At 49.4% G+C, this 13598-nt stretch carries 12 protein-coding genes; 6 read left to right on the forward strand and 6 right to left on the reverse strand.

The features are described from left to right. Nucleotides 1-51: 51 nt before the first annotated feature. From SOW26_RS09190 to SOW26_RS09215, 6 genes are all read right to left on the reverse strand, one after another. Complete coding sequence (locus SOW26_RS09190) at nt 52-1935, reverse strand: extracellular solute-binding protein (protein WP_276959985.1); 1884 nt, start codon at nt 1933-1935, stop codon at nt 52-54. Further along, nucleotides 1932-2780, reverse strand: a complete 849-nt coding sequence (locus SOW26_RS09195) for an ABC transporter permease (RefSeq protein ID WP_154478657.1) — start codon at nt 2778-2780, stop codon at nt 1932-1934. Before SOW26_RS09195 ends, SOW26_RS09190 begins: the two co-directional genes overlap by 4 nt. Continuing rightward, on the reverse strand, nt 2752-3825 hold the full coding sequence (locus SOW26_RS09200; protein WP_154478658.1) for an ABC transporter ATP-binding protein: 1074 nt from the start codon (nt 3823-3825) through the stop codon (nt 2752-2754). Before SOW26_RS09200 ends, SOW26_RS09195 begins: the two co-directional genes overlap by 29 nt. Nucleotides 3826-3859: 34 nt before the next feature. Then, complete coding sequence (locus SOW26_RS09205) at nt 3860-4399, reverse strand: helix-turn-helix domain-containing protein (RefSeq protein WP_154478659.1); 540 nt, start codon at nt 4397-4399, stop codon at nt 3860-3862. A gap of 244 nt (nt 4400-4643) precedes the next feature. Continuing rightward, nucleotides 4644-5762 carry a chorismate synthase gene (gene aroC, locus SOW26_RS09210; RefSeq protein ID WP_320652281.1) on the reverse strand — a complete coding sequence of 373 codons (1119 nt, stop codon included), beginning with the start codon at nt 5760-5762 and terminating at the stop codon, nt 4644-4646. Between the two features lie 3 nt (nt 5763-5765). After that, on the reverse strand, nt 5766-6398 hold the full coding sequence (locus tag SOW26_RS09215) for a Maf family protein (RefSeq protein ID WP_276959982.1): 633 nt from the start codon (nt 6396-6398) through the stop codon (nt 5766-5768). A 248-nt stretch (nt 6399-6646) separates the two neighbouring features. Here SOW26_RS09215 and SOW26_RS09220 point away from each other — a divergent pair, with 248 nt between their 5' ends. The 6 genes from SOW26_RS09220 to SOW26_RS09245 all read left to right on the forward strand — a co-directional run. After that, nucleotides 6647-8131 carry a L,D-transpeptidase family protein gene (locus SOW26_RS09220; RefSeq protein ID WP_276959981.1) on the forward strand — a complete coding sequence of 495 codons (1485 nt, stop codon included), beginning with the start codon at nt 6647-6649 and terminating at the stop codon, nt 8129-8131. A 17-nt stretch (nt 8132-8148) separates the two neighbouring features. Beyond that, nucleotides 8149-9276: a tRNA guanosine(34) transglycosylase Tgt gene (gene tgt / locus SOW26_RS09225; protein WP_154478663.1), complete on the forward strand. Its 1128-nt coding sequence runs from the start codon at nt 8149-8151 to the stop codon at nt 9274-9276. 83 nt (nt 9277-9359) lie between these two features. After that, nucleotides 9360-9665 carry a preprotein translocase subunit YajC gene (gene yajC / locus SOW26_RS09230; RefSeq protein WP_154478664.1) on the forward strand — a complete coding sequence of 102 codons (306 nt, stop codon included), beginning with the start codon at nt 9360-9362 and terminating at the stop codon, nt 9663-9665. A 394-nt stretch (nt 9666-10059) separates the two neighbouring features. Next, on the forward strand, nt 10060-12324 hold the full coding sequence (pflB, locus tag SOW26_RS09235) for a formate C-acetyltransferase (RefSeq protein WP_276959979.1): 2265 nt from the start codon (nt 10060-10062) through the stop codon (nt 12322-12324). Between the two features lie 47 nt (nt 12325-12371). Further along, on the forward strand, nt 12372-13097 hold the full coding sequence (pflA, locus tag SOW26_RS09240; RefSeq protein WP_320652282.1) for a pyruvate formate-lyase-activating protein: 726 nt from the start codon (nt 12372-12374) through the stop codon (nt 13095-13097). A 178-nt stretch (nt 13098-13275) separates the two neighbouring features. Then, a partial coding sequence (locus SOW26_RS09245) for an isocitrate/isopropylmalate family dehydrogenase (RefSeq protein WP_320652283.1) occupies nt 13276-13598 on the forward strand: 323 nt, incomplete at its 3' end.

A 13598-nucleotide genomic window follows, 5' to 3' on the forward strand; every position in this document is an offset into this window, starting at 1 on the left:
ACAGATCCTGAAACACAATAAATTTTATCAATGGCATCAGAGGCGGCAGCTTTAACGGGATTTCACTTCCCTCCACATCTGATTGTAGATCCTGTCGTTTTTTTCTCCGAGAAAATTAAAGGTTTCACAGTTTTCCAGCTGCTGGGCTGACGGGAAGGCCACCGGACTGTTGCGGATCGCCTCATCCTTGATCAGCTCTCTGGCAGCTTCATTCGGAGTAGAGTAAGTAATATAATCAAAATTCATCTTGGCAATATCGGCACGGCAGAGGAAGTTAATAAAGGCCTCTGCATTTTTTTTATGCTTTGCATTTTTGGGGATCACCCAGGAATCGATCCAGACATTGGAGCCTTCCTGCGGGATCACATACTCCAGGTCAGGGTTTTCCGACTGGGTGTAGATGGCTTCCCCGGAATAGATCACGCCGATGGCCGCCTCGTTCCCGATCATCTTATCCCGAACCTGATCGATCACATAAGCCTGAATCAGAGGCTTTTGCTTCAAAAGCAGAGCTTTTGCCGCTTCCAGTTCATCCAGATCCGTGGAATTCAGGGAATATCCCAGATATTTTAAAGCAACGCCGAAGGCATCCCGCACACTGTCCTGCATCAGGATATTGTTCTTGTATTTGGGATCCCACAGAATGGACCAGCTGGTGACCGGTTCGGTGACCATGGTCTTGTTATAAAGGATCCCTACAGTTCCCCAGCAATAGGGGACGGAGTACTTATTTTCCGGATCAAACTGCCGGGACTGATCCAGGTAGGTTTGGCCGATGTTCTTGATATTGGGAATGTTCGTATAATCGATCTCTGCCAGAAGATCATTTTGGATCATACGCTGGATCATGTAGTCAGAGGGGCAGACCACATCATAGGCAATGGCGCCCGACTGGATCTTGGGGTACATGATCTCATTGGTCTCAAATTCCTCGTAGACCACCTGGATCCCTGTTTCTTTTTCAAACAGTTCCAGAATCTGGGGATCCATATATTCTCCCCAGTTGTAGACGATCACCTGGTTATCGCTGCTTAATTTATCGCGGGAGGCGTAGAAAACGCCGCTTATGGTGATCAGAAGGATCATAACAGCCGGCACCACTTTTTTCAGCACGAAGGTACTGACAGCCTGCCGTTTAGACACGCCGGAAGCGGCCGGATGCCGGCCTTTCTTTTCATCAGGAGCCAGATTCACCAGGATCATCAGCAAAAGCACAGAAAGAAACAGCAGGGTAGAAAGAGCGTACATTTCCGGCTTGATCCCTTTTCGTACTTCACTGTAGATTTTTGTGGAAAGGGTGTCTACCCCGGGCCCTTTTGTAAAGTGGGTGATGATAAAATCGTCCAGGGACATGGTAAAGGCCAGCAGAAATCCGGAAGATACGCCGGGCAGGATGTCCGGGAATACCACTTTAAAAAAAGCATACAGGGGGGAAGCTCCCAGATCCAGAGCTGCCTCGTAGGTGCTTACATTGGTCTGCTTCAGCTTTGGCATGACGCTCAGGATCACGTAGGGAATATTGAACGTGATATGTGCGATCAGGATCGTGGAGAAGCCAAGCGAAAAGCGAAACGCGATAAACAAAAGCATCAGGGAGATACCGGTTACGATATCGGCATTTAACATGGGGATATTGGTAACGCCCATCATGATGGTACGGTATTTCTTTTTCATGGAATGAATGCCGATGGCGGCTGCCGTACCGATCAAAGTGGCGATCAGGGCAGACAGCAGAGCGATCAGAAGAGTGGTATAAAGGGCACTCATGATCTGATCGTTCTGAAACAGGCGCTCGTACCATTTCAGGGTAAATCCTCCCCATTTTGACCGAGACTTGGAGCTGTTAAAGGACAGAACCATTAAAGTCACGATAGGAGAGTAAAGCAGTATAAAAATAAGAACCAGATAAAACCGTTGTAAAAATCTGCGGATCAAAATGCATTTCCCTCCCCGTCTTTATCGTATTTGGCTATAAGCGCCATGCTGATAATAATGAATATCATTAAAACAAGAGACAGTCCGCTGCCTACGTTCCAGTTGCTTCCCTGCTTGAATTCCTGCTCGATGACATTTCCGATCAGCAGGATCTTGCTGCCGCCCAGAAGGTCGGAGATCACAAAGGTAGTAAGGGCAGGGACAAATACCATGGTAATGCCGCTGATGATCCCGGGAACGCTAAGGGGCAGGATGATCCGGAGAAAAGTCTGTACCGGATTGGCGCCCAGATCCCTTGCAGCTGCGATCACATCTTTGTCGATCTTGGAAAGAACGTTATAGATGGGCAGGACCATAAAGGGCAGGAAATTATAGACCATCCCCAAAATGATGGCATAGGGCGTGTTGATGATCTTCAGGCCGGGCAGATGAAGAAAATGCAGGATGGCATTGATGGTGCCGTTTTTTTCCAGAAGATTCTGCCATGCCAGCGTCCGAAGCAGAAAGTTCATCCACATAGGCAGGATGAAGATCAGCACAATGAAGCTGGACTGGTTCATCTGAAAATCTCGCAGGATCATGGAAAGGGGATAGGCCAGAAGCAGGCACAAAAGCGTGCTGATAAATGCAAGTAAAAGGGCCAGACCCAGCGCTTTCAGGTTTTCCGGGGTAGTGATCTTTGCCAGGTTCAGCAAAGTAAAATTCTTTTTGGTGTCTGTCAGTCCGTAATAAAAAATCATGATCAGGGGGATGATGATAAAGGAGATCATCCAAAACAGGTAGGGACCGGACAGAAGCTGTTTGAGTTTTCTGTTCTTATTCTTCAATGGTAGCCGCCTCCGCATCTTCTGATTCTGGTTTTTTCATGATCTGGATATTAAAAGGGTCTACCTGGATGCCTACTTCGGTACCGACCTCCACCAGATCGGTACTGTGGACCAGCCATTCAAAATTGTTGGCGAGGACTTCCATCTCATAGTGGACGCCTTTGAAGATCAAGTGTGTGACAACACCCTCTATGATGCCGTCCTCCGGCTTCACCAGATCGATATCCTCAGGACGGATCACGGCGTCCACCGGCTGATTTTTTCCGAATCCTACATCCACACAGGGGAAATTGGCGCCCAGGATCTTTACCAGCTTATCCTCCACCATGGTGGCGGAGAGGATATTGCTTTCCCCGATAAAATCGGCGACAAAAGCGTTCTTAGGCTCATTATAAATATCCTCCGGCGTTCCGATCTGCTGGATGTAGCCCTGGTTCATGACCACGATGGTATCGGACATGGTAAGCGCTTCTTCCTGATCGTGGGTCACATAGACAAAGGTGATTCCCAGTTCGTTTTTCAGGCGGATCAGTTCGTACTGCATATCCTGGCGAAGCTTGAGATCCAAAGCTCCCAGCGGTTCGTCCAGAAGAAGAACCTTGGGCTCGTTGACGATGGCGCGGGCGATGGCGATCCGCTGCTGCTGACCGCCGCTGAGGGAATCCGGCATCCTGTCTTCAAAGCCTTCCAGGTTGACCAGCTTTAGGGCATAACGGATCTTGTCCTGGATATAAGCCTTGGTCTTTCCCTTGATTTTCAGACCGAATGCAATATTGTCGGCAATGGTCATGTTGGGGAAGAGCGCATACTTTTGAAACACGGTATTTAATTGGCGCTTATTGGGAGCCAGGTCGGTAATATCCTGCCCGTCAAAAACGACACTTCCGGTATCGGGAGATTCAAATCCGCCTAAAATACGCAGGAGAGTCGTTTTTCCGCAGCCGCTGGGACCCAGCAGTGTGAGAAATTCATTTTCCCGGATGTACAGGTTCAGATCATCCAGAACCAGATTACTCCCGTAAGATTTTGAAATGTGTGTAAGGTCAATTAATTTGTGCGACATGGCAATCTTCCTCCGATCATGTAATGGTATGGGGTTAGAAGCTGGGAGGCGTGCTGACCCAGATAATGACAGCGCCCGAGGGGGAACCCGCTTCTATATAGTGTTCCCGGTTTGGGATAAAATAAAAGGCTTCTCCTTTTTTTGCAAGATGAACATCATTCCCGATATGAAGGCGGATACTTCCCTTCAGGACATAACCAAATTCCTCTCCTTCATGGGGAATGTCCCGGTAGGTGCTTCCGCCGGGGCCCAGAGTCAGACGGATGGGTTCCATCATATTTTTCTGCGCATTGGGGATGATCCATTCTGTCTTGTTGTTCAGCTGGGTTTCTTCTTTTTCAAAGTAGTCTTCGTCGCGGAACACGACCTGCTCTTTGGTGTCCTCCTGAAAAAAAGCGCTGATGGTGGTTCCCAGACACTGCAGGATATCCACCAGAGTAGAAATCGAAGGGGAGGTCAGATCCCGTTCCAGCTGGGAGATGAAGCTCTTGGACAGTTCCGCACGATCAGCCAGTTCCTCCTGGGTCAGATCTTTGGCGATCCGAAGCTGACGAAGCTTGTTTCCTATGTTCATAACAGTCTCCTTTTGTGTTAAATAAAAATAAACACAGAGTTTAGTATTTATTAACTTTACCAAAACACATTATACTATGTATCTGCAAAAAATCAAGATGAAAAAAAGATATTTTTCACGTATGTTTTGGAAATTTGAAAGGGATGAAATCAGGGGCCTCGGCGGAGGCGTTTCGAAAAAATACCGGAGAATTTTTCTGACATTTTTGCGTATCCGAAAAACTCTCCGGCAGGATGACAAATCGTTAAAACGAATCTTGAAAGGAAGCGCTGTAGACCTTTTTCAGAGCGTCCAGACGGGAAGAGGCATGAAGAAGCAGCAGGTCCGCAAGAGTCAGGGCTGTCATGGCCTCTACCACACTGACGACCCGCGGGACAATGGAAGGGTCGTGCCTTCCGGAAATGGACAGAACCGTGTTTTCTCCCGTTTGTGTAACCGTATCCTGAGGCAGACCGATAGACGGGGTGGGCTTTACAGCCGCGCGGAAAAGCAGAAGATCCCCGTCACTGATCCCCCCCAGTATGCCGCCTCCGTGGTTGGAGGATTTATGGATCTGACCGTCGGCAGCAAAAAAACAGTCGTTGTACTGACTTCCAAGGAGAGAGGAAGCGGAGAAGCCAAGACCGAATTCAATCCCCTTGATCCCACCGATAGAAAGGACGGCATGGGAAAGCAGGGCGTCCAGCTTTTGGAAAACAGGCTGCCCAAGACCCGCCATAAGGCCTCGGACATGACATTCTACCACTCCGCCGCAGGAATCTTTCTTCTTCCGGTTCTTCTGCAGGAGCAAGAGAGCCGCCGAAGAAAGACCCTCATGAGGAAGGGAAACGGGAGAGCGAGGGAGAAAAGCAAAATCTTCCTCTCCCTCCGGCAGGTGAATGGGGCCGAGAGAGCGCGTAAAGGCGGTTATGGAAATGCCGAATTCTTTCAGGAGAAGGGAGGCCACCGCTCCGGCGGCAACACGGGCAGCGGTTTCCCGTCCGGAGGAGCGTCCGCCTCCCCTGTGATCCCGGATCCCATATTTTTGCTGGAAAGAAAAGTCGGCATGGCCGGGGCGGAAGCAGTGTTTCATCTGTTCGTATTCTTCCGGTCTCGTGTCCGTATTGGGAATCAGAAGACTGATGGGAGTCCCGGTGGTATACCCGTTGAAAACGCCGGACAGGATCTGCACCTGATCGACTTCCTGTCGAGAGGAGACAGCCGGGGAAACGCCCGGACGCCTGCGGTCCAAAAATGGCTGTATGTCCCGGGCAGAGAGGGGAAGGCCTGCCGGGCAGCCGTCGATTACGACGCCGGTCGCCTCTCCATGAGATTCCCCCCAGGTTGAGATCTGAAACAGTTGTCCATAAGTAGATCCAGACATAAGCTACCTCCTTTGCAAGTCCGTTTGTAAATGTATCTGCGGGATTTCCAGAAGCTTCTGATACAGAAGTCCAACAGGAAGGCCCACTACCGTGTAAAAATCTCCCTGAATGGATTTTACCATCAGAGAACCAAAATCCTGTATGCCATAAGCGCCGGCCTTATCCATGGGAGAACCGGATCGCAGGTAAGCACAGATGATATGGCGCATGGCCGGCGAATCTTTAAAAAATTCTACCGTGGCAAAGGAAGAAAAAGTGTGGTCATAGGAAGGGGCAAGCAAAGTGACGCCGGTATAGACCCGGTGAGTGATCCCGCACAGGGATAACAGCATTTCCTCCGCCTCTTTGGAATCACGGGGCTTTTCCAGGATCCGGTCACCGGATACCACCACCGTGTCTGCTCCGATCACCACGTCGGAGGGGAAGCTTCGGAAGACGGAAAGAGCCTTTTCACGAGACAGGGCTTTTGTAAGATGGTCCGCCTGTCGGTAGGCATCCAGATGAGCCGTCTGTGCCCGGAGCTTCCGAGAGATGGAAGCCTCCTCACAAGGAGCGGTCCTTACAGAAAAAGAAAGACCGCAAAGCTCAAGGAGCTGTCGCCTTCTGGGAGACTGACTGGCTAAAATGATCTGCAAGATGGTATCCTCCTTCACCGTAAAAATCTATCTGAACACAGAATAGTACATTCTACGGAAAAAAGAAAGAAAAAATCGAGGGGGAAAGTTCTCACTTAGCATAAAAGGAGGCGGGAATTCCTCCGGCTGAAAGGACTTTTTGTACAAAATTAAGTGTAAGAAATACTTTTGCTGTACTTTTAAAAGTAGTCATACTATAATAAGAATTGTTATGATATTTCAGTAAGGTTCTAAAGGAGTATGGATAGATGACAAGGAAGAGAAAGAGAAGAAACTGGAGGAGAGAAAAGGCAATTGAAAAATCTGTGGAAAAAGTAGGCAAAAAAGCCAAAGGGATGTCGAAAGGACTGAAGATCACCCTGATCATCCTGGGCTCCCTGCTGGGAATCCTGTGCCTGATATACGCAGGGTTTATTTTGTATTTCCAAAGTCATTTTCTCTTCTATACCAAGATAAATGGAAACGATTTTTCGCTGAAAAACATAAAACAGGTAGAATCGTTTATGGAAAAGCAGGTGGAAGGCTATGCGCTGACGCTGGAAGAATCTGACGGAGATACGGAAGAAATCAGAGGGGCGGATATTTCACTGGAATATGTAAGGGGAGAGGAGCTGAACCGGCTGGTGAAGGAGCAGGATTCTCTTTTCTGGATAAAATCCCTGTGGAAGCATCCGAAGATCACGGCAAAGGTGGGAGTGTCTTACAATGAATCCCAACTGGAAGGTGTGATCAAGCGTCTGGAGATCATGAAGCCGGAAAATCAAAAGCCGTCTGCCAATGCCCATCCTGAATTTCAGGTGGACCATTTTGTGGTGGCGCCGGAAGTGATCGGAACGGAAGTGAATACGGAGCAGTTCAACAAGGAGGTCAGGGAAGCCATCGACGGGTTCCGCCCCAGATTGGACATGGTAAAAAAGGGCTGTTACATCCTGCCCAAGTATTTGTCCGATTCCAAGGAAGTGATCCAGGCGGCCAAGGACATGAACACCTATCTGGGAGCCCAGATCACCTACGACCTGACTCCGGTGACGGAAGTGGTGGATTCTGCCGTGATCTCCCAGTGGGTCAAGGTGGACGACAATATGCAGGCTTCTTTCGACGAGGAGGCGGTCCGGGGATATGTGCAGTCCCTGGCGGAAAAGTATGACACCAAGGGAAAGCCGAGAAATTTCACAACGGCCACAGGAGAAGTGGTGACGGTAGAGGGAGGCAGCTACGGCTGGAGGATCGATCAGGATGCGGAGTATGACGCGCTGCTTGCAGATATCAAGAACGGAACGGTAGTGACACGGGAGCCAAATTACAGCAGCCGGGCGGCAAGCCACTCCGGAAACGACGTAGGAGGCACCTATGCCGAAGTAAACCTGACCACACAGATGATGTATTATACCCAGAACGGACAGGTGGTTCTGGAATCCCCCATCGTAACCGGCAATCCCAACCTGGGAAGAAATACGCCCCAGGGCGTTTATACCGTGGCATATAAAACCAGAAACGCAGTGCTTCGGGGAAGAAAACTGGAAGACGGAAAATACGAATATGAATCGCCGGTACAGTATTGGATTCCATTTAATGGGGATATCGGGTTCCATGACGCCAGCTGGCAGCCTACCTTCGGGGGAGACTGGTATCTTCACAACGGATCCAGGGGCTGTATCAATATGCCCACAGACAAAGCGGCTCAGCTATATGATCTGATCAGTGCGGGAATTCCGGTGGTTTGTCATTTTTAGGAGAAGAAGAGGTTAGAATGTATCAGATACAAAAGAAAGACGGACGTGCCAAGCGAGGAAGGCTTCAGACGGTGCACGGCGTAATAGAAACTCCGGTATTTATGAACGTGGGAACGGCTGCAGCCATAAAAGGAGCCGTTGCCACGACGGATCTGCAGGAGATCCGCACCCAGGTGGAACTGTCCAACACATATCACCTGCATGTAAGGCCGGGGGATCAGATCGTAAAAAAACTGGGAGGCCTGCATAAGTTTATGAACTGGGACAAACCGATCCTGACGGATTCCGGCGGGTTTCAGGTGTTTTCCCTGGCGGGTCTTAGAAAGATCAAGGAAGAAGGCGTCTATTTCCAGTCTCATATTGACGGCAGAAAGATTTTCATGGGGCCGGAGGAGAGTATGCAGATCCAGTCGAATCTGGCATCCACCATCGCCATGGCCTTTGATGAATGTCCCTCCAGTACGCTGGACAGAGACTACATCGGTCATTCCGTGGATCGGACGACCAGATGGCTGGTTCGCTGTCAGGAAGAAATGAAACGCCTGAATGCACGACCGGATACCATCAATTCCCACCAGATGTTATTTGGAATCAACCAGGGAGGCGTATTTGAAGATATCCGCATCCGCCATGCAAAGGAGATCAGCCGCCTGGATCTGGACGGGTATGCGGTAGGAGGACTGGCAGTGGGAGAATCCCACGAGGAGATGTATCGGATCCTGGACGAGGTGGTTCCGTATCTGCCGGAGGAAAAACCGACCTATCTGATGGGCGTAGGAACGCCTGCCAATATCCTGGAAGCGGTAGAGAGAGGCGTGGACTTTTTTGACTGTGTCTATCCCAGCAGGAACGGACGGCACGGCCATGTATATACCAACAGCGGGAAGAAGAATCTTTTCAATGCAAAATACGAGCTGGATGACAGACCTATCGAAGAGGGATGCCGGTGTCCGGCCTGCCGGAATTATTCCAGAGCCTACATCAGGCATCTGCTGAAGGCAAAGGAAATGCTGGGAATGCGGCTCTGTGTTCTGCATAACCTGTATTTTTATAATACTATGATGGAGGAGATCCGTCAGGCGATCGAGGCAGGAAACTACCGGGAATATAAGAAAAGAAAGCTGGACGGGATGCAGGGAAAGTAGAGAAATCTTTAAAATAGCTTGATGAAATAAGAGATATTGTGTATGATAGCAATTGACAATCTAAGAAAGCAGGAGGAAAAAGGATGTACGCATTAGCAGCACAGGGATTGGGAGGAAACTGGGGAGTCCTTCTTATCGTATATGTAGTCATATTCGGGGGATTCTGGTTCTTATTCATGAGACCGCAGAAAAAGGAACAGAAAAGGATTCAGGCAATGATCGCAGAGCTGGAAGCAGGAGATACTGTATTGACCACCAGTGGGTTTTACGGAGTGGTGATCGATGTGTCAGAAGAAGATATCATTGTAGAGTTCGGAAGCAACAAAAACTGTCGTATTCCGATGCAGAAGTCGGCTGTTGCAAGAGTAGAAAAGGCGTCAGAGGCTTAATAGATAACAGTTGTGTGAAAAGGAGAAGGTATGATCTTGGAGGGAAACCTGAAGGTCGTACCTTTTTTGCAGCCGTGCGGTGAAGGAACTTTCCGAAGAGGGAACTGCCTGCACCTCTCTGGAGTATGCCATACGGCTGGGGAAAGAGGTCTCGCAACGGGAGAAGGAGAAGTAGAAGCAGGCGGTCTAACGGCAAGAAAAGAGCAGGGAAAAAGCAGGAAAAAATCCCGGAAAACCAGTGTTTTGTACAGATCCTCGTACAATCTGTGTACAAAATCAAGTGCATAAACAAAAACGGAAATTATTATTAAAATGTCTATTGAAAAAGAGGGAAGCCGGTGTTATACTCGCCCTGTAATTGATAACAAATCTCAATTTGAAGGGAGAATCAGATATGGCAGGCAACGGATATGAAGGAAGAGAATGGGATGGATTTCGCGGAACAGGATGGAAGGAAACCGTAGATGTCAGACGGTTCATCCAGGAAAATTACAAACCCTATGAGGGGGATGAAAGCTTCCTGGAAGGTGCCACAGAAGCCACGAATCGCCTGTGGGGCAGACTGCAGGAGCTTCAAAAGGAAGAAAGAGCAAAAGGGGGCGTGCTGGACATGGAAACCCAGGTGGTTTCCGGAATCACTGCTTACCCGGCAGCTTATATCCTTCCGGAGGAGAAGGAGCTGGAAAAAGTGGTGGGACTGCAGACCGACAAACCGCTGAAAAGAGCCTTTATGCCCTATGGGGGGATCAATATGGCAGAAAAGGCATGCACGACCTACGGCTATACGCCCAGTGAAAAGCTGCATGAGATCTTTACCAAATACCACAAGACCCATAATCAGGGAGTGTTTGACATCTATACGCCGGAGATGAAACGGGCCAGAAAGAGTAAGATCATTACAGGACTTCCGGATACCTACGGAAGAGGACGGATCGTAGGAGATTATAGAAGGGTGGCGCTTTACGGCCTGGATTTCCTGATCGAAAAGAAGGAGCAGGATTTTGCCAACAGCGAGCGGCATGGTTTAAGAAGTACAGATTTCCGGCTGCGGGAAGAGATCCGGGATCAGATCAAGGCACTCCATGAAATGAAAGAGATGGCACAGATCTACGGATACGACATTTCAAGACCGGCAAAGGATGCCAGGGAGGCGGTGCAATGGCTGTACTTCGGATATCTGGCAGCCATTAAGACCCAGAACGGAGCAGCCATGAGCGTGGGAAGGATTTCCACTTTTCTGGATATTTATCTGCAAAGAGATCTGGAGAGGAATCTTTTAACAGAGGCAAAAGCCCAAGAACTGATCGACCATCTGGTGATGAAGTTCCGTATGGTAAAATTTGCAAGGATCCCTGCCTACAATGAACTGTTTTCGGGAGATCCGGTGTGGGCGACCCTGGAGGTGGCCGGTCTGGGGCAGGACGGAAGAAGTATGGTAACCAAAACGGACTTCCGGTTCCTGCACACTCTGGAGAATATGGGACCGTCCCCGGAGCCTAATCTGACGGTGCTGTATTCCCAGCGGCTTCCGGAGAAATTCAAGAAATATGCGGCCTACATCTCCATTGCCACCAGTTCCGTGCAGTATGAAAATGATGATGTAATGCGGCCGGTGTGGGGAGACGATTATTCCATCTGCTGCTGTGTATCTGCCACGCAGACGGGAAAAGAGATCCAGTTTTTTGGAGCGAGAGCCAATCTGGCCAAGTGCCTTCTTTACGCTATCAATGGAGGCGTGGATGAAAAAAGCAAGGCGCAGGTAGGACCGGCCTATGAGAAGATCACTTCGGAATACCTGGACTATGACGAGGTGATGAAGAAATATGACGATATGATGGAGTGGCTGTCCAAGCTGTATGTAGATACCCTAAATATGATCCACTATATGCATGATAAGTATTACTATGAGGCGGCAGAAATGGCGCTGATCGACAGTGATGTAAGGCGGACGTTTGCCACAGGAATCGCAGGATTTTCTCATGTGATCGATTCTCTTAGCGCGATCCGGTATGCAAAGGTAAAGCCTGTCCGTGATGAAAACGGAATTGCAGTGGATTTTGAGATCGAAGGGGACTTTCCCAGATATGGAAATGACGACGACAGGGCGGACCAAATCGGAGTTTGGCTTTTGGAAACCTTTATGGCAAAATTGAAGAAGTGCCATACCTACAGGGATTCCGAGCCCACCACCTCTGTTCTGACCATTACCTCCAATGTGGTTTATGGAAAGGCAACGGGAACTCTGCCGGATGGAAGAAAGGCGGGAGAACCGCTGGCTCCGGGAGCCAATCCTTCTTATGGAGCAGAGACCAACGGACTGTTAGCTTCTCTGAATTCTGTCGCAAAGCTTCCCTATGAGCTGGCGCTGGACGGAATCTCCAATACTCAGACCATCAGCCCGGATGCGCTGGGACACAGTGAGGAAGAACGAAAGGAAAACCTTACCAGGATCATGGACGGATATTTCCAACAGGGAGCTCATCATCTAAACGTCAACGTATTCGGAACAGAGAAACTGGTGGATGCTATGGAGCACCCGGAAAAACCGGAATACGCCAACTTTACCATCCGTGTGTCCGGCTATGCGGTAAAATTTATCGACCTGACGAGAGAACAGCAGCTGGATGTGATCGCAAGAACCTGCCATAAATCCATGTAGGAAAACGAAGCAAACAGTATGTCGCTGACAGAAGAGGGGGAAGGAAGATGGAAGGCTATGTACATTCAATAGAGACCTTTGGATCTGTGGACGGTCCGGGAGTGCGGTTTGTGATCTTCCTGTCGGGCTGTGGCTTTCGCTGCCAGTACTGCCACAATCCGGATACCTGGAAACTTCATGCGGGGACGCGTCGCACGGCAGAAGAGCTGATAGCGCAGGCAAAAAAGTACAGGCCCTACTGGGGAGAAACCGGCGGGATTACCGTCAGCGGGGGAGAGCCTCTGCTGCAGATAGAGTTTTTGACCGAATTGTTCCAAAAAGCAAAAGAAGAAGGGATCCACACGGTACTGGATACCGGCGGAGGTCCTTTTACCAGGCAGGGAAGATTTTTTGCGGCATTTGAAAAGCTGATGCAGTATACGGATCTGATTCTCCTGGATCTGAAACAGATGGACGAGGCACAGCACAGACGTCTGACCGGTCACACCAATGCCAACGTCAAGGAACTGGCCAGATATCTGGCAGAAAAGAAGAAACCGGTCTGGATTCGACACGTTCTGGTTCCCGGAAGGACGGACAGCGAGGAACATCTTTGTCAACTCAGGGATTTTCTGGATACGCTGTCCAATGTGGAACGGGTGGAGGTGCTTCCTTACCATACCATGGGGGCCTATAAATGGAAAGAACTGGGGATGGTCTATCCGCTGGAAGGCGTCCTGCCTCCCGATCAGGAAAGCATAAAGTACGCAAGAAAGGTCTTGGGAGCAAGATAGGAAACAGGATCCGATGGAGGCAAAAAGCTGCCAAAAAAGCGCACAGAGTCAGAAATTCCGGCACAGCCGGAAGCTGGCTCTGTTTCTCTTTCACTTTAGCAAATTAAATTCTTGAAATCTCAAAGGAAATGCGCTATGATAACAGGCATATAGATTTTTATAGAAAAGAGGGAAACAGATGGATTGGAAGATAGGAGTCATAAAGGGAGACGGAATCGGACCCGAGATCGTAGAAGAGGCGATGAAAGTGTTGGACGCAGTGGCGCGGCTGTACGGACACAACTGTCAGTACCGACAGCTTTTGATGGGAGGAGCTTCTATTGATGTGCACGGAGAGCCCCTGACCGATCAGACGGTAGAAGAGGCAAAAGCCTGCGATGCCATCCTGATGGGATCCATCGGAGGAGATCCGACAGTGTCTCCCTGGTATCTTCTGGAACCGTCCAAAAGACCGGAAGCAGGACTGTTGAAGCTGCGGAAAGAGCTGGGATTATTTGCCAA

Source organism: Suipraeoptans intestinalis (assembly GCF_034091795.1).
In the GTDB taxonomy this organism is placed as follows: domain Bacteria; phylum Bacillota; class Clostridia; order Lachnospirales; family Lachnospiraceae; genus Suipraeoptans; species Suipraeoptans intestinalis.